The sequence below is a fragment of the Pseudomonas profundi genome (assembly GCF_008638305.1).
GTDB classification, from domain to species: Bacteria; Pseudomonadota; Gammaproteobacteria; order Pseudomonadales; family Pseudomonadaceae; genus Halopseudomonas; species Halopseudomonas profundi.
In genome coordinates, this window is record NZ_VTPZ01000002.1 from 138148 (window position 1) to 159698 (window position 21551).

Genomic DNA, 21551 nt, shown 5'->3' on the forward strand with positions numbered 1-21551 from the left:
CGCTCCCAGGCGACTTTCGCTCTGCCGGAGATGCGCCGCATCCGCCGTATCCATTTTGTCGGCATCGGTGGAGCAGGCATGTGCGGCATTGCCGAGGTGCTGTTGAACCTGGGTTATCTGGTTTCCGGTTCGGACCTCAAGCGCTCGGCAGTCACCCAGCGTCTGGAAAGCTTTGGTGCGCGGGTGGATATTGGTCATCGCCCGGAAAATGTTCAGGAAGCGGATGTGCTGGTGGTGTCCAGCGCGATCAATACCCAGAACCCGGAAGTCTCGGCCGCACTGGAGCGCCGCATCCCGGTAGTGCCGCGTGCCGAAATGCTTGCTGAGCTGATGCGCTACCGGCATGGCATCGCCGTAGCTGGCACGCACGGCAAGACCACGACAACCAGCCTGATCGCCTCGGTGCTGGCGGCTGAAGGCCTGAGTCCGACCTTTGTGATTGGTGGGCGATTGACCAGCGCAGGCACCAACGCACAGTTGGGCGAGAGTCGCTACCTGGTCGCCGAAGCGGACGAGAGCGATGCGTCCTTCCTGCATCTGCAGCCCATGGTGGCCATCGTCACCAATATTGATGCCGACCACATGGCGACCTATGAGGGCGACTTCAATCGGCTCAAGCGCACCTTTATCGAATTCCTGCACAACCTGCCTTTTTACGGTCTAGCTGTGCTGTGCATCGATGACCCGGTCGTGCGTGAGATTCTGCCGCAGATCAATCGGCAGTTTATTACCTACGGCCAGTCCAGTGATGCGGATGTACGCGCGGTGGACATCCATCAGAGCGGCATGTCGACGTATTTTACGGTGCAACGCGACGGCCACGATGACTTGAAGCTCTGGGTCAACATGCCAGGCGTACACAACGTGCTGAATGCGCTTGCAACGATCGCTGTGGCCACCGATGAAGGCGTTAGCGATGCGGCAATCGTCAAAGGCCTGACCGGATTCGAAGGTGTGGGACGGCGGTTCCAGGTATACGGCGATTACGCGCTGGACGGCGGCGAAGTGATGCTGGTTGACGACTACGGTCATCACCCCCGCGAGGTTGGGGCAGTGATAAAAGCCGTGCGCGCTGGCTGGCCCGAGCGACGTCTGGTGATGATTTATCAGCCGCACCGTTACAGCCGCACGCGCGACCTCTATGAAGATTTCGTGCAAGTGCTGGGCGAGACCAATGCCTTGCTGCTGATGGAAGTCTACCCGGCCGGAGAAGAACCGGTACCGGGTGCGGACAGCAAACAGCTATGCCGCAGCATCCGCCAGCGGGGCCAGATTGATCCGATTTATGTGGAGCGGGACGCTGACGTCATGCCGCTGCTGAAAGCGGTGTTGCAACCTGGCGATATTCTTTTGACCCAGGGCGCTGGCGACATCGCCGGACTGGCACCACAGCTGGCCGAAGCGCTGACACGCTTGAGCGCGCAGGGAGGGCAGGTCTGATGATTGAACCGTCCCAGTTCGGCAAGGTCGCAGTCCTCTACGGTGGCACGTCCGCCGAGCGTAAGGTATCGCTGAAATCCGGCGCTGCCGTGCTGGAGGCATTGCGCGGTGCAGGCGTCGACGCCTATGGCATCGATGCAGGCGCGGACCTGGCTCAGCAGCTGATCGCGAACCGTCCTGACCGGGTGTTTATTGCCCTTCATGGTCGTGGCGGTGAAGACGGTAGCCTGCAGGGTCTGCTTGAAAGCCTGAAGATTCCTTATACCGGTAGCGGCGTGATGGCCTCCGCGCTGGGTATGGACAAGCTGCGTACCAAATTGATCTGGCGCAGCCTTGAGCTGTCCACACCCGAGCATGCCTTGTTGCGCGACCGCGCCGACTGCCCGTCGATCATTGATTCGCTGGGTACGCCGTTGATCGTCAAGCCGGTCCATGAGGGTTCGAGCATCGGCATGGCCAAGGTCAATAACCTGGCAGAGCTCGAACAGGCCTGTGATGACGCCCGCGCCTATGACGACCAGACGCTGGTCGAACAATGGATTACGGGTGCCGAGTTCACTGTCGCGATTCTGGATGGCCGTGCGTTGCCGGCGATCCGCCTGAGCACGCCGCACAGCTTCTACGACTACGACGCCAAGTATCTGGCCAATGACACTCAATATCAGTGTCCCTGTGGCTTGCCCGCCGATAAGGAAGCCGAACTGGCAGAGCTGTGTCTGCAGGCATTTCATGCCGTGGGTTGCCGGGGCTGGGGCCGCGTAGACGTTATGCAAGACGAGGCGGGGCGTTTCTACCTGCTGGAAGTGAATACTGTGCCCGGCATGACCGATCACAGTCTCGTGCCCATGGCGGCTGCGGCCGCGGGGATGACATTTACCGATCTGGTGCTGGCGATTCTTGCCGGCACCGGGTATTGAGGGCCGGATCATGTTGGGGTTGATGGTGCGTGATCAGCGTACGAGCAAGTCCCTGGTGCGACGTCAGTCGCCGGCTCGGGGTGCTGTGCGCGTCGTAACACCAGCTCCACGCAAATGGTCCCGCCCGAATCTGCGTTGGCCCAGGCTGCAGGGTCTGGGCGAACGGATGCAGCAGGTGATGTGGCCAGTGCTGCTGTTATTGCTCGCGGTCGGCCTGTACGGGCTTGGCACCCGGCTGATGCCCCAGGCAGACCGGGCGATTAGTGTGATCAGTGTTGAAGGCGACCTGCAATATATCGACCGTGACGCGGTGCAGGAGGTTATCCAGCCGTATCTGGATGAAAGTTTTCTCGGCATCGATATCGACGGGCTGAGTGCCGAACTCAACGCCATGTCCTGGGTAGCCGGGGCGTCGGTAAAACGGGTGTGGCCGGACCGCCTGGTGGTCAACCTGGATGAACAGCTGCCGGTTGCGCGGTGGGGCGATACCGCACTGTTGAATAATGCGGGTGAGGCGTTCTCGCCTGAGCGTATCGACCGCTTCGATGAGCTCCCGCGGCTGACTGGTCCGGAGCGCGCCAAGCGCAGGGTCATGCAGAATTATCAGCAGTTCAACCGTCTGCTGCGGCCTTACGGTCACGGTGTGGCTGAACTGGAACTCCGCGAGCGCGGCAGTTGGTTCATGACCACCCGCGACGGGATCCAGATACTGCTCGGACGCGATGACGTAGTGGAAAAAATGAAGCGATTTCTGACCATCGATCAGCTCGTGTTGTCAGAGCGGCGGGATCAGATAGCGCGGGTTGATCTGCGCTACAGCAACAGCATGGCAGTAGCCTGGCACGAGCCGGCTGCTCAAGATGAAACGGGAGAGTAACCGAAAGATTATGGCTAGCAAGCAGGGTACCAGGATGATAGTCGGGCTCGATATTGGCACCTCCAAGGTGGTCGCGCTTGTGGGTGAGATTGGCTCGGACGGCGAACTCGAAATCGTCGGCATTGGCTCTCATCCCTCCCGAGGTCTGAAAAAAGGCGTGGTGGTCAATATCGAATCCACTGTGCAGTCGATCCAGCGCGCGATTGAAGAAGCGGAGCTGATGGCTGGCTGCCAGATTCATTCTGTATTTGCCGGGCTGGCAGGCAATCACATTCGCAGCCTGAACTCCCACGGCATCGTGGCGATTCGTGACCGGGAAGTGGTCAAGGCCGATATCGAGCGCGTTCTTGATGCAGGCCAGGCCGTTGCAATTCCGGCTGACCAGAAGGTGTTGCACATCCTTCCGCAGGAATACGTGATTGATAACCAGGAAGGCGTGCGCGAGCCGCTGGGCATGTCCGGCGTGCGCCTGGAAGCCAAGGTGCATCTGGTGACCTGCGCGCTGAATGCAGTACAGAACATCGAGAAGTGCATCCGCCGTTGCGGGCTGGAAGTCGAGGATGTGATCCTCGAGCAGCTCGCATCCAGCTACGCCGTACTCACCGAGGACGAGAAAGAGCTGGGCGTGTGCATGGTCGATATCGGCGGCGGCACCACTGATATTGCCATCTTTACCGAAGGGGCTATCCGGCATACGGCGGTGATCCCGATTGCCGGTGATCAGGTCACCAACGATATAGCGATGGCGCTGCGTACGCCCACGCAGTACGCCGAAGAGATCAAGATCCGTTATGCCTGTGCCTTGGCCAAATTGGCCGGGCCGGAAGAAACCATCAAGGTCCCGAGCGTGGGCGAACGTCCGCCCCGCGACCTGTCTCGCCAGGCACTGGCGGAGGTGGTCGAGCCGCGCTATGACGAGCTGTTCACCCTGATCCAGGCTGAGCTGCGTCGTTCAGGATTCGAAGACATGGTTCCCGCCGGCATCGTATTGACCGGCGGGACCGCAAAAATGGAAGGCGCCGTGGAATTGGCAGAAGAGATATTCCACATGCCGGTACGCCTCGGCGTACCACAGGAATTCAAGGGACTGACTGATGTGGTCCGTAACCCCATCTATTCAACAGGGGTCGGCTTGTTGCACTACGGCATCAAGCACCACGAGCAAGGTAGCAGTAGCCCGGAGCAGGGCAAAACATCGCCGTTGGGACGTATGAAGAAGTGGTTCCAGGGCAATTTTTAAACAGACCCGTTAAAGCGGGCCGAAATAACGAAACGAGTTAAAACTCAGGAGATGGAACCATGTTTGAATTAATTGATAACGTTCCTCAAAACGCAGTTATAAAAGTAGTGGGTGTCGGTGGCGGCGGCGGTAATGCGCTCCAGCACATGGTCATCAACAATGTCGAAGGCGTGGACTTTATCTGCGCCAACACTGATGCACAGGCGCTGAAGAACATCAGCGCACGTACCGTGCTGCAGCTCGGCTCCGAAGTCACCAAGGGCCTGGGCGCTGGCGCGAACCCTTTGATCGGCCGTGAAGCGGCCATCGAAGACCGCGAGCGTATTGCCGAGGTCCTGCAAGGCTCGGACATGGTCTTCATTACCGCAGGTATGGGTGGCGGTACCGGCACCGGTGCGGCGCCGATCGTTGCTGAGGTTGCCCGCGAAATGGGCATTCTGACGGTTGCGGTAGTGACCAAGCCGTTCCCGTTCGAAGGCCGCAAGCGCATGCAGATTGCCGAAGAGGGCATCCGCGAGCTGAGTCTGCATGTGGATTCCCTGATCACCATTCCCAACGAGAAGCTGCTTACTGTTCTTGGCAAAGACGCCAGTCTGCTGGCTGCTTTCAGCAAGGCCAACGACGTGCTGCTCGGCGCAGTACAGGGCATTGCCGATCTGATCATGCGTCCCGGTATGATCAACGTCGACTTTGCCGACGTGAAAACAGTCATGAGCGAGATGGGCATGGCCATGATGGGTACCGGCCACGCGAGCGGCCCGAACCGTGCGCGTGAAGCGGCTGAAGCGGCTATCCGCAGCCCGCTGCTGGAAGACGTGAACCTGATGGGCGCTCGCGGCATTCTGGTCAATATCACTGCCGGTCCGGACCTGTCTCTGGGTGAGTTCTCCGAGGTGGGTAGCACTGTTGAAGAGTTCGCCTCAGAGACTGCTACAGTAGTAGTAGGCACAGTGATTGACCCTGAGCTGCGTGACGAGCTGCGTGTGACTGTCGTTGCAACAGGCCTGGGTCCGCGCATCGAGAAGCCGGTCAAGGTCGTCGACAATACATCCGCCACTCACCACCGTCAGGCCGAAGGCACTACGCCGAACTACCGTGATCTGGACCGTCCAACTGTCATGCGCAACCCGACTGTTGGGGGTAATGCTGCGGCGGCGCGCCTGAGCCAGCCGGCCGAAGATCTGGATTATCTGGATATTCCGGCGTTCCTGCGCAGGCAGGCTGACTGAGAGATAGACTCTGTCAATCACTCGTATAGGTCTGATCAGTATTCAACAAAGGCGTGTTTTGCTATGATGCACGCCGACTTGTTGAAAACTATTCGCAACTAAGCGGAACCCGTACATGATTAAGCAACGCACACTGAAGAACATCATCCGGGCCACTGGTGTTGGTCTGCATTCGGGTGAGAAGGTGTATCTCACGCTGAAACCCGCGCCAGTGGATACCGGGATTGTGTTCTGCCGAGTGGATCTTGACCCTGTGGTCCAGATCCCGGCGCGTGCCGAGTTCGTAGGCGAGACGACCATGTCCACCACCCTCATAAAGGATGGTGCCAAGGTCGACACCGTTGAGCACCTGCTGTCCGCCATGGCGGGCCTGGGCATCGACAACGCATACGTGGAACTCAGCGCCCCAGAGGTGCCGATCATGGACGGCAGCGCCGGGCCTTTCGTATTCCTGATTCAGTCTGCAGGAATCGAGGAGCAAGACGCGGCCAAGCAGTTCATCCGCATCAAGCGTGAAGTAACGGTTGAAGAAGACGGCAAGACAGCGACCTTTGTCCCCTTCGAGGGATTCAAGGTGGCTTTCGGTATCGACTTCGATCATCCGGTATTTCGTGGTCGTAGCCAGTTCGCCAGCGTGGATTTCTCCAGCACTTCCTTCGTCAAGGAAGTCAGTCGTGCGCGGACCTTCGGGTTCATGCGCGATATAGAATATCTGCGCTCACAGAATCTGGCGCTCGGTGGCAGCGTGGACAACGCCATCGTGGTGGATGAATACCGTGTGTTGAATGAAGACGGCCTGCGCTATGAGGACGAGTTCGTAAAACACAAGATACTCGACGCGATCGGCGACCTGTATCTGCTGGGCAAGAGTCTGGTTGGTGAGTTCCGTGGATTCAAATCTGGACATGCTCTGAATAACAAGCTGCTTCGTTCTCTGCTTGCTACCAAGGATGCGTGGGAAATAGTAACTTTCGAAGACGCCGGTACAGCGCCCATCTCCTTTATGCGCCCGGCGGCTGCGGTCTAAACCGTTTCGTTTCGTTTCTGCGGCCACTTATGTGGCCGTTTTTTTTGCCTTCAGAGCCCTGGAGCAGAATGCAGGCCGCCAGGCTTTCCTCCCGTTTTTGGCTACTTCACGCGATGTTGAACTAAAAGCACTGCGCCAGCTCAGATAGCTGTGAGCCGATGGGTCTTCAGTCGCTCTCGTGATGCCTTGCCAATCGCTCAAGCGCTGCTCTGAGTGATGGGTCTTCAATCTGAACTGCCGTTTCTCGCAGGCTGGCTGCGGCTACCCTGGAATGCTTCATTTTGCGAACTGGTGGTGCCTTTTTGACCAGTGGCGGTTGAACCTTGCAATGTATTTTCGTTAAGGTTGCAAACTCTGTGTACGCCTGCAATTGGCGTATCAGCCGTTTTTGCTGGTAGCGCATCCGGGTCGCCCAATGGCTGTCCGTGACCACGAGTCGGAGAACACCATCGCGCAAGGATGCAACACGGCAATGCTCACGCGCAGCCGGTTCCATGACTGTTTCCAGCAGTATCTGCAGGCGCTCAACTGCTCGAGCCTTTGCGAACAGGCCTTTCAGGGTCGAATGGGTGCGTATCAAGTCACCAGGTTGGCGAGCATCCAGCGGAGTAAAAGCCATGAGAGAGAGCGAACCGGAGTTATTGAGCAACAGGCATCCTATCAGAATGACGAAGCCAGTTGTCTGGGGATCATGACGTGAACATTATTATACTTACTGACCGCCACGGCTCCGCCAGGGCCCTCACTTTAAGCACGCCCTGGGTAATTCTTGCAGCGGTAATCATTCTTGCAATGCCCGCCGCAGCTGCCGTCCTGACCTGGCAGGCGCTGGATTCCAGGCCTACCTTGTCCAGCCAGGTTGTCGATTATGACCAGTTGTGGCATGACACACTGCAGGAGTATCAGGCCGACGCCTCTTCCGAAGAATCCCAGGCCCAGCTGGAACGCATGACCCAGCAGCTGGGACGGCTGCAAACCCGACTTACCCGTCTGGATGCGCTCGGCGAACGCCTGACCGAGCTGGTCGATATGTCCGACGGTGAGTTCGATTTCAATACCGACCCTGGCATGGGTGGTCCTGAGTTGCGGAAGGACAGCATGCGCTATGAAGGGCCAGAGGTTCAGTCGGTGATCGATCAGTTGGCTGAACGTATCGACAATCGCACCCAGCAGTTGAGACTGCTCGAAGAGCTCGTGCTCAACCGCCAGACCGATGCCAACGCGCTGCTCGATTTCAAACCCGTGTCCGAGGGCTATATATCTTCGGGCTTTGGTCGGCGTACCGATCCTATCAGCGGTCACATGTCCCACCACTCCGGTCTCGATTTCGCCGCGCCACGCGGCACGCCGATACATGCTGTCGGAGCGGGTGTGGTAACGTTCTCGGGGCGCAACGGGGCGTATGGCAACATGGTCGAGATCACTCACGGAAGTGGCCTCAAGAGCCGCTACGCCCATGCGCACAAACTCGAAGTCGCGAAGGGTGACCTGGTAAAGAAGGGCGAAGTCATTGCCCAGGTCGGATCGACCGGACGCTCTACTGGCCCGCATCTGCACCTGGAGATCTACAGCAATGGACGGGCCGTGAACCCCGCGCGTCATATTGCTTTGAAATAACCCTGCTGCATTCCTTTCTCCGCCGTACCAGCCCGCGCTTTCCGAGTCGCGGGTCAGTTATCTGAGCGCCAAAAGTCTGCGCTCCTTCCGTTACCTGTTTGTCCGTCGTGGTAGGCTGCGCTGCGACGTGTCTGTTGCCAATCGGCCGCATGCTCGGGCTGATTTTCGTGCGGTTTATTGTCTCGTCGGATTCAGAGTAGAATGCCAGATCCCCGGCAACGGCCAGGTCGGATTGATCTGGACCCGCCCACCATCAAACGGATATCGAAGTCGACTATGTTTGCGCCTTTATTGAAGAAACTGTTTGGAAGCAAGAACGAGCGTGAGCTGAAGCGTATGAACAGGATTGTCAGCGCTATCAATGCTCTCGAAGAAAACCTGAACTCGCTTAGCGATGAACAGTTGAAGGCTAAAACAGGCGAATTCAAAGAGCGGGTCGCCAAGGGCGAGACCCTTGATCAGATACTGCCGGAAGCCTTTGCTCTGGTGCGCGAAGCCAGTAAGCGCATCCTGGGCATGCGCCATTTTGACGTCCAGTTGATCGGTGGCCTGGTACTGCATGAGGGCAAGATCGCCGAGATGAAGACCGGTGAAGGCAAAACCCTTGTGTCTACGCTGCCGGCCTATCTCAATGCGTTGTCCGGCAAGGGGGTGCACGTTGTCACGGTAAACGATTATCTGGCGCGTCGGGACGCAAACTCGATGCGTCCGCTGCACGAATTTCTCGGATTGACTGTGGGTGTGGTGGTTCCCTTTCAGGATCCGATGGAGAAGCGCCAGGCCTATCAGTGCGATATTACCTACGGCACCAACAATGAATTCGGCTTCGACTACCTGCGCGACAATATGGCGTTCCGGCTGGAAGACAAGGCCCAGCGGGAGCTGAACTTTGCGATTGTCGATGAGGTGGACTCGATCCTGATCGACGAGGCGCGGACGCCGTTGATCATTTCCGGCCCGGCCGAAGACAGCTCGCAGATGTACACGGCGATAAACAAACTGATCCCCATGCTTAAGCGGGGTTATCCTGCAGAAGAAGGTCAGGAAGAAGTCGATGGCCATTTTTACATCGATGAGAAAACCCGGCAGGTCGAGCTGAATGAAGGCGGTCACCAGTACGTCGAGGAGTTGCTGGTGAAAGAAGGCCTGCTGCCTGAAGGCGACAGCCTTTACGCAGCACAGAATCTCGGGCTGCTGCATCATGTTCATTCAGCACTGCGGGCGCACACCCTGTTCCACCGCAATGTTGAATACATCGTCCAGAATGACCAGGTGTTGCTGGTAGATGAGCACACTGGCCGTACCATGCCGGGCCGTCGTCTTTCCGAGGGGCTGCACCAGGCCATCGAGGCCAAGGAGGGGCTCAAGATCCAGGCTGAGAGCCAGACGCTGGCCTCTACCACTTTCCAGAATTACTTCCGTCTGTATAACAAGCTGTCCGGCATGACTGGCACAGCCGATACCGAGGCGTTCGAGTTCCGCCAGATCTATAACCTGGATGTGGTCGTCATCCCGACCAACAAGCCGATGATCCGCAAGGATTACAACGATCTGGTCTATCTGACCATCGAAGAGAAATTCGCTGCGATTGCCGCTGACATCAGAGGATGTCGGGAAAACGGTCGTCCGGTTCTGGTCGGTACCGCTTCGATTGACTCCTCGGAAGTTGTCTCCCAGTTGCTGAATAAGGAAGGTATCGAGCACAAGGTACTCAACGCCAAGTACCATGAGAAAGAAGCGGAGATCATCGCCCAGGCGGGCCGTCCAGGCGCCGTCACCATTGCAACCAACATGGCAGGGCGCGGTACTGACATTATCCTCGGCGGTAGCTGGGAAGCGGAAATCGCCAGCCACGAGGATCCCTCTCCGGAAAAAGTCGCGCAAATCAAGTCCGATTGGCAGGAGCGTCACCAGCAAGTACTGGATTCCGGCGGCCTGCACATTATCGCCTGTGAGCGTCACGAATCACGGCGTATCGACAACCAGCTGCGTGGTCGTTCCGGTCGTCAGGGTGACCCGGGTTCCAGCCGCTTCTATCTGTCCCTGGAAGACAATCTCATGCGCATCTTTGCCTCTGACCGGGTGAAGAACTTCATGAAAGCGCTGGGTATGGAGAAGGGCGAAGCGATTGAGCATCGTATGGTTTCCAACGCGATCGAAAAAGCGCAGCGCAAGGTCGAAGGCCGCAACTTCGATATCCGTAAACAGTTGCTGGAATATGACGACGTAGCCAACGAACAGCGCAAGGTGATCTACGGCCAGCGCAATTCCATCCTCGCTGCAGAGAACGTCGAAGACACCATCACTGCGATTCGTGAAGACGTAGTCGCGTCAGCGGTCAGCCAGTTTATCCCACCGCAGAGCTTGCCTGAACAATGGGATGTGTCGGGCCTGGAGCAACACCTGGCGAACGAGTTTGCGCTCAAGCTGCCCGTACAGGAGTGGCTGGACGAAGACGACCGCTTGCACGAAGAAGGCTTGCGTCAGCGTATCCTTGAAGAGTTGGTAAAAGCCTATAAGGAAAAGGAAGAAATGACTGGCGCCGACGCGCTGCGGACTTTCGAGAAGCAGATGCTGCTGCGTGTACTGGATGACCTGTGGAAAGAGCATCTGGCAACCATGGATCATCTGCGCCAGGGCATTCATTTGCGCGGCTATGCGCAGAAGAACCCCAAGCAGGAATACAAGCGCGAAGCCTTCAACATGTTTGAAGAGATGCTCGAGTCCATCAAGCACGACACCATCCGCATCCTCAGTCACGTCCAGGTTCGCCGCGAAGACCCGGCTGAAGAGGAAGCTCGCCAGCGCCGCCAGGCTGAAGAAATGGCCAAACGCATGCAGTTCAAGCATGAAGAAGTCGCCCCGGTAGGCGAAGAGCTTGATCAGGAAGAACAGAGTACTGCGGCACCGACTGGCGCTCCGGTTACCCGGGAAGGCCCAAAGGTCGGCCGCAACGATCCCTGTCCGTGCGGGTCCGGCAAGAAATACAAACACTGCCACGGCCAGATCTGATCTGAAGCCGGCAAACCGGAGCGCCGCGTCCGGATAGCAAGTCCGGACTCCGGGAGGGTTGAGCACCACGGGCCGCGATCGGACTAGACCGGCAGCGTCAACGGATATAACGCTGATCGGGATAAAACGCTGCGCTTTGGAGGGCCGTGCTTCACCTCGACCTGCAGCGTTGCAGGTGAGCATGCGCGCTATGGAAGGTCGAGTTCCATCTCGACCAGCAGCGTCTCCCGCGAGCTCCTTGGCCGGGATGGACCCCGGCCCTCCATTGAACGTGCCGTCCCCACCTGTCATGCCGGCAAGCACGGGAGTCCGCATCTCGGACCGAAACCCTCTCTGATTACTCAACAACCTACGCTGCTCACTCTATGCGCCATCGCTCGCTCAGCTGTATCATCCCCGCTTTGAATCCCAATTGGAGATAACCCCATGGCAGTCGGACTTGGCCCGCTTCCAACCCTTCATCCGGTCCCTGGTTTTCGTCTTGGTATCGCCTCGGCAGGCATCAAAAAGCCCGGCCGCAAAGATGTGGTAGTGATGGAAGCAGTTGAGGGCTCGACGATTGCTGGGGTGTTCACCACCAATGCGTTCTGCGCCGCTCCGGTTACCCTGGCCAAGCAGCATATGCAGGCCGCCCCGCGCTATTTGCTGGTCAATACTGGCAATGCCAATGCCGGCACCGGCAAACCTGGTATGCAGGCCGCACAGCAGACGTGCGAGACTCTGGCTGGGCTGGCGAAGGTATCTTCCGAACAGGTGTTGCCCTTCAGCACCGGTGTGATCGGCGAGCTGCTACCGGCAGACAAAGTGATTAGCGCGCTGCCGGCTGCCCTGGAGAACCTGAGCCCGGATAATTGGGCCGCAGCCGCCTCAGGCATCATGACCACCGACACCTTGCCCAAGGGCGCGAGCAGGCACCTACAGCTTGCAGGGCAAACGGTGACCATCACTGGCATCTCCAAGGGCGCGGGGATGATCAAACCCAACATGGCAACCATGCTTGCGTACGTAGCCACCGACGCCAAGGTGGCTCAACCGGTATTGCAAAGCCTGTTGCGCGAAGCGGCTGATCTCTCTTTCAACCGCATCACCATCGACGGCGACACCTCGACCAACGATTGCTGCATGTTGATCGCGACGGGGCAGGCCGACATGGCGCCAATCAGCGATACCGCCGGTGCGGAATATCAGGTGCTGGCCGAAGCAGTAAAATCCATCATGCTCGAGTTGGCCCAGGCAATTGTCCGGGACGGTGAGGGCGCGACCAAGTTCGTTACGGTTCAGGTGAACGGCGGCGGCAACCGCGATGAGTGTCTGGATGTAGGATACGCTGTGGCTCATTCTCCGCTGATCAAGACTGCGCTGTTCGCCTCAGACCCGAACTGGGGGCGGATTCTTGCCGCGGTAGGCCGTGCTGGCGTGCCGGATCTGGACGTGGAAAGGATTAACGTTTATCTGGATGATGTTTGTATCACGCGCAGCGGTGGCAGGGCGGAAGAGTACTGCGAAGAACAGGGCGCCAAGGTAATGGCTCAGGCAGAAATCACCATCCGCATCGAGCTGGGCCGGGGCGATTTCAAAGAGACGCTTTGGACAACTGACCTCTCCCACGAATACGTACGTATCAACGCTGAATACCGTACCTGAACACCAAGCGAGACCCTCGCTTGAGGGCCTCGCTGCTGCGTCAGCTAGAGCAATATTGTGTATCTATCACTTCGCGTTCCAGTCGCACGCGACCAATCCGGTTGATAATGAGCTTTCTGCCCTCCGCCTCGGCTTTGCGAGGACAGAAGCGGAAGGTTCCCGCCTGAAAACCACCATTCAGCAACACTGACTCGCCGTGCGGGTTGTAACGTACATAGTTCGCGACGTTGGTGTTGGCGTGAACGAAGGCGACATCGGCCGGAATGTCTTCACGCAGCAGTGTCTCTCCAGCGTCATGAACCCCATTGTTGTTTCGGTCGAGGAAAATGCGCCAACCAGCGTTCCAGTCAGCGCCAATTGGCGAAACGGTCACCGGCCGATTTCGACGTACTGCTTCGGTGCGGGTGTAGTTCAAACCGCGCACCAGCCCGTTAACGCCATCATCCATTCGCTGACTGTCGATTACAGTGCCAAACGCAGGCACCCCAATTGCGAGCATGATGCCGAGAATGGCGAGCGCCACCATCAGCTCCAGTAAAGTAAATCCGTAGGACCGCATGGCCCGTCCTCCTTGACGTAAGCGGGCTACAGCCATGTGCCCGGAATGAACCGAAGCGGTTCGATACGGGAATTGTAGGTCAGCCATTCGTGATGGATCCGACCTTCCGTTGGGTTTGTGTGCGAGTTCTCGTTGGGATTCGGTCAGATGATCAATCTGTGCTTGGATGGACATTCTTTCTGTCTGGAGTCCTTTCTCCGTGTCTTTCTGACGATAGGACGCAGCGGATCAGGTGAACTGACACCGGTTGTACGGACACCTGGTTAAGAGACAGCGTTTCGTTGCTCATACTCGAATGGCGTCATGTAATCCAAGTAGGAGTGCCGGCGCTGTCGGTTGTAAAAAATCTCAATGTAATCGAATAAGCTTTGTCTAGCCTGCTCACGAGTCCGGTAGCGGTGGTGCCTCACGTGCTCAGTTTTCAAGGTGTGGAAGAAGCTCTCCATCGCTGCGTTATCCAGGCATTTCCCCTTGCGGCTCATGCTAGGCTCGATACCGTTTCTGGCTAGGATTGCTTGATACTGGCCAGTCCGGTACTGCACCCCTTGATCGGTGTGGATCAACAGTTCGCAAGGTTTGCCGCGTCGACCTAATGCCATTTCCAAGGCATCTGTTACTAGGCTTCGATTAGGACTTCCATTCATCGCCCAACCTACGATCATTCTCGAGTACAGGTCCATGAACACTGATAGATATAGCCATCCTTCAGCGGTGGAGATAAAAGTGATGTCACCCACCCAGCGTCGGTTTGGCCCAGATGCTGAGAAACGTCTGAGCAGTTTGTGTTCTGCAATGTGTTCAAAAGTCCGGCCTCCGCAAGAGCTCTGCCACACTTTGGCTTGAACTGTGACTAGCCCTGCCTGGCGCTTTAGCTTCGCAATCCGATTCACGCCAGCCTGTATGTCCTTGCTCAGCAACTCTCTGCGAATTCGGATAGGCCCATAGGTCTGGCGGCTCTGCCGATGAACCTCCTCGATCTGCTGCAAAAGCGCTCTGTTGGCCTTTAGCCGCGTAGATTCAGGTCGTGCTTGCCAAGCGTAGTAGCCGCTTCGCGATACGCACAGGGAGCGGCATAGGGTGCGCACTGGATAATACTTCCTGTGATCCCGAATAAAGGCGTACTTCACACAAGGCTCTTGGCAAAGTACGCCGCGGCCTTTTTTAAGATTTCGTTCTCCTGCTTCAAGCGTTCATTCTCGCGCTTGAGCTTGGCGAGCTCACCCTCCTGGCCAGCGGGTCGCCCCGCCCCTGGAAACGCATCATCCGACTTCGTTTCCAGCTCACTTTTCCACTTGTAGAGCTGGTTCACCCGGACGCCCAGTTCACGAGCTAGCTGGGTGCAGTGCTTGTTGGAATCCGACATCTGACGGACAGCTTCGCGCTTGAACTCAGGGGTGAAGCTGCGATAGTTGCGTTCGGTTGTCATGGTCCACCTCCCATACTCTGGGTATAGTCACTTTTGAGGTGTCCGTACAACCGGTGTCAGTTCAAGGCAACAGCATTTCTCCCCCTTTCCGATCAGAGTACTCTGTGACTGGATCCGAATAAAAAGCATGTCCCGAGGCGTACCCATGCAAGCTCTACAATCTCCCAATATCTTCTTCCGCCGCGTAATTTTTGATGTGACCGCCACCGAATGCCAGGTGGCAATGGAAGATGAGCATCACTACTTTGTACTCAATATAGGGCATGACGGCGAGCGCATAACCTCGGTCACCAGCACCGCACGTCGCACTCCATGGACCATCTGTCCACAGGCCGCGGCCAAGCTGCAGGAGTTCGTCGGCCAACCACTGCGTCAACGCATCGCTGTCAACCTGTCGGATATTGACGGCAAACAGCAATGCACCCACCAGTACGACCTGTTGATGGTCGCGCTCTCACAGGCGCTACGCCCAGGGCGACGCGAATATGTAGTGAGAGTGATTGGTGCCATGCACGAACACCGTCACGCGCAGCTGTGGCTCGATGGCGAGCAGCTGCTGGACTGGCGACTGCGTGGCACGCTTATCGACAGCAAGGACCAGTTTGACCAAAAAGACCTGCGCAGCATATTCCCCTGGGCAGAAGAGGAACTCGACGACCGGTTGCTCGAAGCGCTATACGTTCAACGACGCGCGGTCATGGTCGCTGCGAGCAAGGGCATCGATCTGGATCAGATCCGGGATGCGGGCCAGGTGCTGAAGGCACGCTCCGGGGCCTGTTTTGTGTTTCAGCCTGAGCGGGCTGCCAGTGCAGTGCGTGTGATTGGTAGCACGCGGGATGATGTGCATCAGGCGGCGGATTTGTTGGTGGGGTGGGGCGAACCGGCGGGAACGATCTAAATATTCGCAAGACTTCCGCCCCAGCATATCCAAGTCGAATAAAGCTGCTGGTCAACCTGGATTTACCGTCTGTCTGCTTAAAAGGGTAATCAGCGCTGGTACTGGCTAGGATGGCATCGATGAAAAATGGAGATTTTGCTATGGATCGCATACGGGGTTTCACCCTGCTTGAGTTGATGATTACCCTGGTGATCGCAGCCGTAATTTTGGGTTTGGCTGTGCCTTCCTTTCAAAACACTATTTCCCGGAACGCGGTCAAGGCAACGACCAGAGATCTTGTCTCCACCCTGAATACCGCCCGAATGCAATCGATGAGCAGCCGAGCACCGGTAACGGTGAAGCCGGCCGCTGGCGGGTGGGCTGATGGCTGGGAGCTCGTGTATTCGTCCTCGGTCGAACCTGACCGCACCTTCGAGCCGTCCCGCAAAGCTAAAGTCATATCAGCTGCCAACAGTTTGCTATTCCGAGCTGAAGGCGGGTTAACGGGCGCCGCTAACACTCTGTTTGTATGCCACGCCGATTCAAGTATCCCCGGGCGGAAGATCACAGTGTCGTTTCTCGGCAAAGTGACCACCGCTATCGACAGTTCAAAGTGTTGAATATGAAAAAGCCTTCAATGATTACCTCGCAACGAGGGATTTCGATGCTCGAAGTGCTCATTGCGCTGCTGGTCTTATCAATCGGTGCACTGGGGTTCGCCGCTATTCAGTTGGTAGCCATGCAGCATGCGGAAGATGCGAACTACCGAAGTTACGCAATGCTTATTGCGCAAGACGCGGTCGAACGTATACAGAGCAATCCGGACGATGTCGAAAGCTATCTGAGCGCAACCCCTCCTAGCCCGCCGGCCACTGCTCCGAATCAAGCGTGCACAAAATGCGCAGCAACTGACGACATGGCCCAGTTAGCATGGTCTGCGAGTCAAAGCTTACCTAACGGGCGAATCAAGATAGACGAATGCGACTTCAACGGAATGTACTGCGTCGTGCTCAACTGGGGAGACAAGGCTGAGGATGGCGCCAAGAACATCGACGCATGCATGACCGGTGCTGGAATCAACTCATCTATGGATTCCAATTGTCTCGTAATGGAGTTTAGTCGATGAGAAATTCCCAGTTAGGTATCAGCCTAATCGAGCTGATGATTGCGTTGTTGCTAGGTCTTGTGTTGAGTCTGGCGGCCGTACAGTTACTGTTAACCAATCAAAGGACCTTCTCTCTCCAGGATGCCGTTACCAGCCTGAATGAAGACGGCCAGATGGCACTCAGATATATAGCGGCCGATATTCGTAATGCTGGACGAGCCGGTGGCGATATCGGGTTCACACAACCCGTCATCCTGAATTTGTCTGTAGAGAACGATGAGAGTGAGCTAGTCAACTTTTCCGCTGCAGATGGGGCAAGTGGGGGGAATGATACTCTTGCGGTGAGTTATCTAGGCTTGTCAGCTTGCCAGGGCGCGGATCTTACCCAAGGGGGCGCCCAACCGGAAGGAGCCATCGTAGTAAATAGATACTACGTGGAGAACGGCGCGTTGCGTTGTGCCAGCTTGCGCAAACTGGGGCCGGCGTCAGGTTATGAGCTCTTGTCTCCCGAATCCGTTGAGCTGTTGCCCGGTGTCGAAAGTTTTCAGGTTCTGTATGGCTTGGACGACGAGAAAGATGGAGATATGGGCACAAAACGTTTTGTGACCGCAGGAGCCCTCGGAGCGGACTCGGTGGTTACATCAATCCGCATCGCACTTTTGATCCGAAGCAATGATAGCACCCTCCCGGTTCCGTCAGGGAGTCAGACGCTCAATGTGCTAGATGAAACTGTCACGAGCCCAGGCGATCGTGCGATCCGTCGCGTTTTTACTACCACGACTAACTTGCGTAATGTCTATTGGGAGAGCATCTGATGTCCAAAGTTTTTACGGATGGTCAGCAGCGGGGCTCCGCACTTATCGTCTCATTAGTTATTTTGCTTATGGTTTCAGTGCTGGGCTTGTCCGCAATGCGAGCCAGTATCTTTTCGACCAAGGTGTCTACAGGTGTTCAGGCAGACACTATGACGTTTGATGCTGCCGAATCAGCCATCTCCTTGACCTTTCAGAAGCTCGAAGAGTTGACGAACAAGCAATTGTCGACGGCGGTGCTCAATGGAAAGTCCATGCAGGCCTGCGTTAATTCTGATGGAATCTTGAAGAATGAGGCCTGTGCAGAGTCAGATCATATGGACTCCCGCCAGTTGTTGCGAGCCGGCAGCTACATTACACATCTGAAAAATCGCTGTCGTATGGTTTCAGGGAGCGACATCGAATCATATCGTGACTACGTAATTGATGTCCTTGGGGAAAGTGAAATGCCATCCTACGATATTGAAGATAACCACTTGCAAGAAGCTCTGAAATTCGGGCTGGATTGTATCGAAATTTAATCGCGAGGTTCTAAACATGGAAGCTCTGGCCCGTATATTGACAGCAGCTGTGCTTACGCTTGGCACTATGGTCGCTCCGTCCACTTCATTAGCAGAGGACGTAGAAATTTACTACTCGGATGTTCTTTCCGACGACTCAGTTAATAAGAATGTTGCCAATGTTCTAATCATGCTTGATACCTCCGGCTCCATGCGGAACTGTCAAACAGGCAGTGGCGCAACATGGTGTGATGATCGACCAAATCGGCGGATCAATATTCTGCATGATGTGATGGAAAATATTCTTGATGATGCAGCCGAAAATATAAATATAGGATTAGGGCGGTTCGACGGAGACAGCGGTGGAAGAATAATTCTCCCGGTAATGCCAGTTAATGAAAAAACCCGACCCCACTTTGATCAAGCTTTGGATGATATAAACCCTCGTCGTAATTCCGAGCAAAAGGGTGATGTAATGCCTCGTGGAGGTACGCCCACTTCGCTTGCGTTTGATGAAATGGCAAAGTATATGCTTGGTAAGAAAAATGATGTTTATTACGACAATGACGGCGGGCAGTACTGTGTTGAGGACGAGTTCGAGGAGCAGTGTACAACTGATATTGAGTACTCTGATGGCGTGCCTGTTGATTATTGTGATGAGGCAACGCCTGGATGCAGTGTAAACCTAGTATCGGAGCGCCTTGCTCCGGGTGCTACATGTGACCCCGATGCGGATAATTGCGAGATCCAGTATGATCCGCCGGTAAGCCGTTTTTTCTGGGAGTCACCCGCTTGCTCGCCTAAAGGCCCTTTATGCTTACAGTCGAACTGGTATCTGGGGGTCACGTATCAAGTCGGGCATTACTATCAACAGACACGAACTTACTCGCAGAGCGAGGTCGCAAACGAAGTTACCTCATGCGAAATGGTAAAAACTGGCAAATGTGCCAAGTTTGCGCAAATTGAATCTGGTTCTAATTATGTGTCCCCGATAGTTGAGGCTAACCAGTGCGAAAGCAATCATGTAATTCTTTTTACTGATGGAGAGCCTTCAGGAGACGATCCCAGGTCTGTAGATTTGGTATCGTGCAATAATAACTCCTATAGCTGTCAGGTCAATATTGCGAAGCTTCTGGATCGCGATAGTAATGCGGTAAAGAGAGCAATAAAGACGCATAATATTGGTCTTCATATGAGTGCGTCCACTTTGGAGAATATGCAAAAAGTCTCTGGTGCCGGGGGCGGAAGTACTTATAATTCCGATAACGCAGAAAGCTTGTTGTTGGCCTTCAAAAAAACCTTAGATCTGATCGCCGATGAAGCCAATACAATGGTCTCTCCGGGCGTAGCGGTGAGCCAGAGCGAGCGATTCCAGCACTTGGACGAGATGTACTATGCATTGTTTAAGCCTATCCAGAGCAGTTATTGGCAAGGCAATCTCAAGAGATACAAAGTCAGTATCGATAAGGAAGGGGAGTCATCTGTCCTGGATGCGCAGGGCCGCAATGCGTTAGATGATACAGGCGCATTTTCATCTGGTTCTCGCAGCTGGTGGGGTGCAGAAAACGATGGAGCGGATGTGCTAAAAGGCGGTGCGAGGGGAAGGCTGGCTTCCTCTTCCCGCCGTCTGTTTTACTCTCCATCTCCGGGCGGAACACTGAAGCGTTTTAACTTGAGTGACCTCACCAACGCTGAGTTGTTGTTGCCTGCCGAAGCGACTGATGCAGTGCGCCAAAACGTAGCTAATGAATTGTTGAACATGTGGGGCGATCCGCTGCACAGCCAGCCGATCATGGTCAATTATGGCGGGACTACGGTTGGTGAAAACTTCATTGAGGACAATACTGTTTTTGTGTCTACCAATGCTGGCATGCTCCACGCGATAGACACGAAAACTGGTGACGAAAAATTCGCTTTTATGCCTTACGAATTTATTTCTCAGGCATCTAGTTTTACCGTTAATCGCTTGCCGTTGAAAGCTGGAAATAAACGGCAGACTTATGGTCTTGACGGTACGTGGACAGCTTGGCGTCAGCGCGGTGCCACGGTTGAGTCGGCACCTTCCCAAGTAATGCTGTACGGCGGTATGCGTAGGGGAGGTAATAGTTACTTTGGACTGGATGTTACTAACGTGACAACACCTGTCCTAAAGTGGCAGATTACTGGCGGAACGGGAGATTACAAAGATCTTGGCCAGACGTGGTCTACACCTAAAGTCGCTCGCTTCCCCACCGCAGACGGCGGCAGTATTCCGGTCGTGATATTCGGAGGCGGCTATAGCCCCGACGATCACGACGAGCATAAATCTCGGCAAAACCAGGATGCCAAAGGCAATGCCATCTACGTTGTCAATGCTAACTCTGGGGAGCTGGTGTGGTCCGCCGGTGGTCGGAGCGGCAATGTTATGACCCACGTTAACGAAATGACCCATTCGATAACGGGTAGCTTGGCAGTTGCAGACTTGAACTCAGATGGTGTGGTGGACCACCTTTATTACGCTGATCTCGGCGGTCAAATTTTCCGTGCAGATATCGATAGTTCCAAAGAGTTAGCCCACAAGGTTGTGAAGCTGGCTAATCTGGGTGGTAGCGGTGCGGACCATCGTCGCTTCTATGAACAGCCAACCGTTGCTTTTGTGTCGAATGGTAATAACCCTTCCCTGTTCATCGCTGTCGCCTCGGGCTATCGTGCTCATCCTTTGAGTACCGTCAGCAAGGAAGCACTTTTCGTGTTGCGTGATCACCAGCCCTTTGGTGGTACTGCGCGTACCGCAGCCGGGATTGCCGACTTTAGCGATATAACGTCGGGGACACTGCCTGACTCTACCAAGCGGGGATGGTTCTACTATTTAGAGCACACGGAGGGTGAGAAGGCATTATCCTCTCCGGTGGTTTTTGATAACACGATATTGTTCACTACGTATTCCCCTAATGTAGAGACTGAAGGTGAACGTGATCCTTGTTCGGTTAACTATGGTGCTGCGTTTATTCACCGGGTTGATTTGTTAACGGGCGAGCCTGCTAAGCGTGATGATGAGGAAGCGCCAAGCCGTCGTCAAAGGCTCGGTCAAACAGGGTTGCCTCCTCGTCCGACTGTTTTGCTGGGCGAAGATGGCAGGACAGCAGTTCTTGTTGGCAGCGAGCCGATCGGCGGAACGAAATCAAGCCTCCTCGACAAGCTGCGCAAAGGCCGGTGGATGCAACTGACACCTTCTGCAGCCGGTGCGATCAAGCTGCCTGCCGACGCTGAAGACGACACTCCCTAAGGAG

At 55.8% G+C, this 21551-nt stretch carries 19 protein-coding genes; 15 read left to right on the forward strand and 4 right to left on the reverse strand.

From position 1 onward, the window contains the following. Positions 1–30 precede the first annotated feature (30 nt). The 6 genes from murC (at position 31) to lpxC (ending at position 6730) form a co-directional block, all read left to right on the forward strand. Positions 31–1440: a UDP-N-acetylmuramate--L-alanine ligase gene (murC, locus tag FZE95_RS03690; RefSeq protein WP_150299744.1), complete on the forward strand. Its 1410-nt coding sequence runs from the start codon at positions 31–33 to the stop codon at positions 1438–1440. Beyond that, positions 1440–2357 carry a D-alanine--D-alanine ligase gene (locus FZE95_RS03695; RefSeq protein ID WP_150299483.1) on the forward strand — a complete coding sequence of 306 codons (918 nt, stop codon included), beginning with the start codon at positions 1440–1442 and terminating at the stop codon, positions 2355–2357. Before murC ends, FZE95_RS03695 begins: the two co-directional genes overlap by 1 nt. A 10-nt stretch (positions 2358–2367) precedes the next feature. Beyond that, complete coding sequence (locus tag FZE95_RS03700) at positions 2368–3234, forward strand: cell division protein FtsQ/DivIB (RefSeq protein ID WP_150299484.1); 867 nt, start codon at positions 2368–2370, stop codon at positions 3232–3234. A 10-nt stretch (positions 3235–3244) separates the two neighbouring features. Further along, a complete protein-coding gene (gene ftsA, locus FZE95_RS03705) occupies positions 3245–4474 on the forward strand; it encodes a cell division protein FtsA (RefSeq protein ID WP_150299485.1) in 1230 nt (409 codons plus the stop codon). A 59-nt stretch (positions 4475–4533) separates the two neighbouring features. Further along, the gene (gene ftsZ, locus FZE95_RS03710) at positions 4534–5703 is read left to right on the forward strand and encodes a cell division protein FtsZ (RefSeq protein WP_150299486.1); all 1170 of its coding nucleotides are present in this window, start codon (positions 4534–4536) and stop codon (positions 5701–5703) included. Between the two features lie 115 nt (positions 5704–5818). Further along, positions 5819–6730: a UDP-3-O-acyl-N-acetylglucosamine deacetylase gene (lpxC, locus tag FZE95_RS03715; RefSeq protein ID WP_150299487.1), complete on the forward strand. Its 912-nt coding sequence runs from the start codon at positions 5819–5821 to the stop codon at positions 6728–6730. 166 nt (positions 6731–6896) lie between these two features. On the opposite strand, the gene FZE95_RS03720 is transcribed toward lpxC, so the two are convergent. Next, positions 6897–7349, reverse strand: a complete 453-nt coding sequence (locus tag FZE95_RS03720) for a DUF721 domain-containing protein (protein ID WP_150299745.1) — start codon at positions 7347–7349, stop codon at positions 6897–6899. A 77-nt stretch (positions 7350–7426) separates the two neighbouring features. Here FZE95_RS03720 and FZE95_RS03725 point away from each other — a divergent pair, with 77 nt between their 5' ends. The 3 genes from FZE95_RS03725 (at position 7427) to argJ (ending at position 13003) form a co-directional block, all read left to right on the forward strand. Next, complete coding sequence (locus FZE95_RS03725; protein WP_150299488.1) at positions 7427–8347, forward strand: M23 family metallopeptidase; 921 nt, start codon at positions 7427–7429, stop codon at positions 8345–8347. A 276-nt stretch (positions 8348–8623) separates the two neighbouring features. Continuing rightward, positions 8624–11359, forward strand: a complete 2736-nt coding sequence (secA, locus tag FZE95_RS03730) for a preprotein translocase subunit SecA (protein ID WP_150299489.1) — start codon at positions 8624–8626, stop codon at positions 11357–11359. Positions 11360–11785: 426 nt separating this feature from the next. Further along, the gene (argJ, locus tag FZE95_RS03735) at positions 11786–13003 is read left to right on the forward strand and encodes a bifunctional glutamate N-acetyltransferase/amino-acid acetyltransferase ArgJ (protein WP_150299490.1); all 1218 of its coding nucleotides are present in this window, start codon (positions 11786–11788) and stop codon (positions 13001–13003) included. A 40-nt stretch (positions 13004–13043) separates the two neighbouring features. Here argJ and FZE95_RS03740 read toward each other — a convergent pair whose 3' ends face one another. The 3 genes from FZE95_RS03740 to FZE95_RS03750 form a co-directional block, all read right to left on the reverse strand. Further along, positions 13044–13562 carry a GspH/FimT family pseudopilin gene (locus FZE95_RS03740; RefSeq protein WP_163981542.1) on the reverse strand — a complete coding sequence of 173 codons (519 nt, stop codon included), beginning with the start codon at positions 13560–13562 and terminating at the stop codon, positions 13044–13046. Between the two features lie 263 nt (positions 13563–13825). Further along, entirely contained in the window at positions 13826–14689 is an 864-nt protein-coding gene (locus FZE95_RS03745) for an IS3 family transposase (protein ID WP_150299492.1), read from the reverse strand. Then, a complete protein-coding gene (locus FZE95_RS03750) occupies positions 14686–14988 on the reverse strand; it encodes a transposase (RefSeq protein ID WP_150299493.1) in 303 nt (100 codons plus the stop codon). The genes FZE95_RS03745 and FZE95_RS03750 overlap by 4 nt, the downstream gene beginning before the upstream one ends. A gap of 145 nt (positions 14989–15133) precedes the next feature. Here FZE95_RS03750 and FZE95_RS03755 point away from each other — a divergent pair, with 145 nt between their 5' ends. The 6 genes from FZE95_RS03755 (at position 15134) to FZE95_RS03780 (ending at position 21547) form a co-directional block, all read left to right on the forward strand. Next, complete coding sequence (locus tag FZE95_RS03755) at positions 15134–15886, forward strand: DUF2889 domain-containing protein (RefSeq protein WP_190324487.1); 753 nt, start codon at positions 15134–15136, stop codon at positions 15884–15886. A 119-nt stretch (positions 15887–16005) separates the two neighbouring features. Beyond that, entirely contained in the window at positions 16006–16485 is a 480-nt protein-coding gene (locus FZE95_RS03760; protein WP_190324488.1) for a GspH/FimT family pseudopilin, read from the forward strand. Positions 16486–16487: 2 nt separating this feature from the next. Further along, the gene (gene pilV, locus FZE95_RS03765) at positions 16488–16991 is read left to right on the forward strand and encodes a type IV pilus modification protein PilV (RefSeq protein WP_223824950.1); all 504 of its coding nucleotides are present in this window, start codon (positions 16488–16490) and stop codon (positions 16989–16991) included. Beyond that, the gene (locus FZE95_RS03770; RefSeq protein ID WP_150299747.1) at positions 16988–17785 is read left to right on the forward strand and encodes a PilW family protein; all 798 of its coding nucleotides are present in this window, start codon (positions 16988–16990) and stop codon (positions 17783–17785) included. Before pilV ends, FZE95_RS03770 begins: the two co-directional genes overlap by 4 nt. Then, positions 17785–18303 carry a pilus assembly PilX family protein gene (locus tag FZE95_RS03775; RefSeq protein WP_150299496.1) on the forward strand — a complete coding sequence of 173 codons (519 nt, stop codon included), beginning with the start codon at positions 17785–17787 and terminating at the stop codon, positions 18301–18303. The genes FZE95_RS03770 and FZE95_RS03775 overlap by 1 nt, the downstream gene beginning before the upstream one ends. A 16-nt stretch (positions 18304–18319) precedes the next feature. Beyond that, the gene (locus tag FZE95_RS03780; protein ID WP_150299497.1) at positions 18320–21547 is read left to right on the forward strand and encodes a PilC/PilY family type IV pilus protein; all 3228 of its coding nucleotides are present in this window, start codon (positions 18320–18322) and stop codon (positions 21545–21547) included. Positions 21548–21551 lie beyond the last annotated feature (4 nt).

Coding starts and splice junctions, on each gene's coding strand:
- murC (WP_150299744.1), top strand. CDS start 31: ATGCGCCGCATCCGCCGTATCCATTTTGTCGGCATCGGTGGAGCAGGC.
- FZE95_RS03695 (WP_150299483.1), top strand. CDS start 1,440: ATGATTGAACCGTCCCAGTTCGGCAAGGTCGCAGTCCTCTACGGTGGC.
- FZE95_RS03700 (WP_150299484.1), top strand. CDS start 2,368: ATGTTGGGGTTGATGGTGCGTGATCAGCGTACGAGCAAGTCCCTGGTG.
- ftsA (WP_150299485.1), top strand. CDS start 3,245: ATGGCTAGCAAGCAGGGTACCAGGATGATAGTCGGGCTCGATATTGGC.
- ftsZ (WP_150299486.1), top strand. CDS start 4,534: ATGTTTGAATTAATTGATAACGTTCCTCAAAACGCAGTTATAAAAGTA.
- lpxC (WP_150299487.1), top strand. CDS start 5,819: ATGATTAAGCAACGCACACTGAAGAACATCATCCGGGCCACTGGTGTT.
- FZE95_RS03720 (WP_150299745.1), bottom strand. CDS start 7,349: ATGGCTTTTACTCCGCTGGATGCTCGCCAACCTGGTGACTTGATACGC.
- secA (WP_150299489.1), top strand. CDS start 8,624: ATGTTTGCGCCTTTATTGAAGAAACTGTTTGGAAGCAAGAACGAGCGT.
- argJ (WP_150299490.1), top strand. CDS start 11,786: ATGGCAGTCGGACTTGGCCCGCTTCCAACCCTTCATCCGGTCCCTGGT.
- FZE95_RS03740 (WP_163981542.1), bottom strand. CDS start 13,562: ATGCGGTCCTACGGATTTACTTTACTGGAGCTGATGGTGGCGCTCGCC.
- FZE95_RS03750 (WP_150299493.1), bottom strand. CDS start 14,988: ATGACAACCGAACGCAACTATCGCAGCTTCACCCCTGAGTTCAAGCGC.
- FZE95_RS03755 (WP_190324487.1), top strand. CDS start 15,134: ATGCAAGCTCTACAATCTCCCAATATCTTCTTCCGCCGCGTAATTTTT.
- FZE95_RS03760 (WP_190324488.1), top strand. CDS start 16,006: ATGAAAAATGGAGATTTTGCTATGGATCGCATACGGGGTTTCACCCTG.
- pilV (WP_223824950.1), top strand. CDS start 16,488: ATGAAAAAGCCTTCAATGATTACCTCGCAACGAGGGATTTCGATGCTC.
- FZE95_RS03770 (WP_150299747.1), top strand. CDS start 16,988: ATGAGAAATTCCCAGTTAGGTATCAGCCTAATCGAGCTGATGATTGCG.
- FZE95_RS03775 (WP_150299496.1), top strand. CDS start 17,785: ATGTCCAAAGTTTTTACGGATGGTCAGCAGCGGGGCTCCGCACTTATC.
- FZE95_RS03780 (WP_150299497.1), top strand. CDS start 18,320: ATGGAAGCTCTGGCCCGTATATTGACAGCAGCTGTGCTTACGCTTGGC.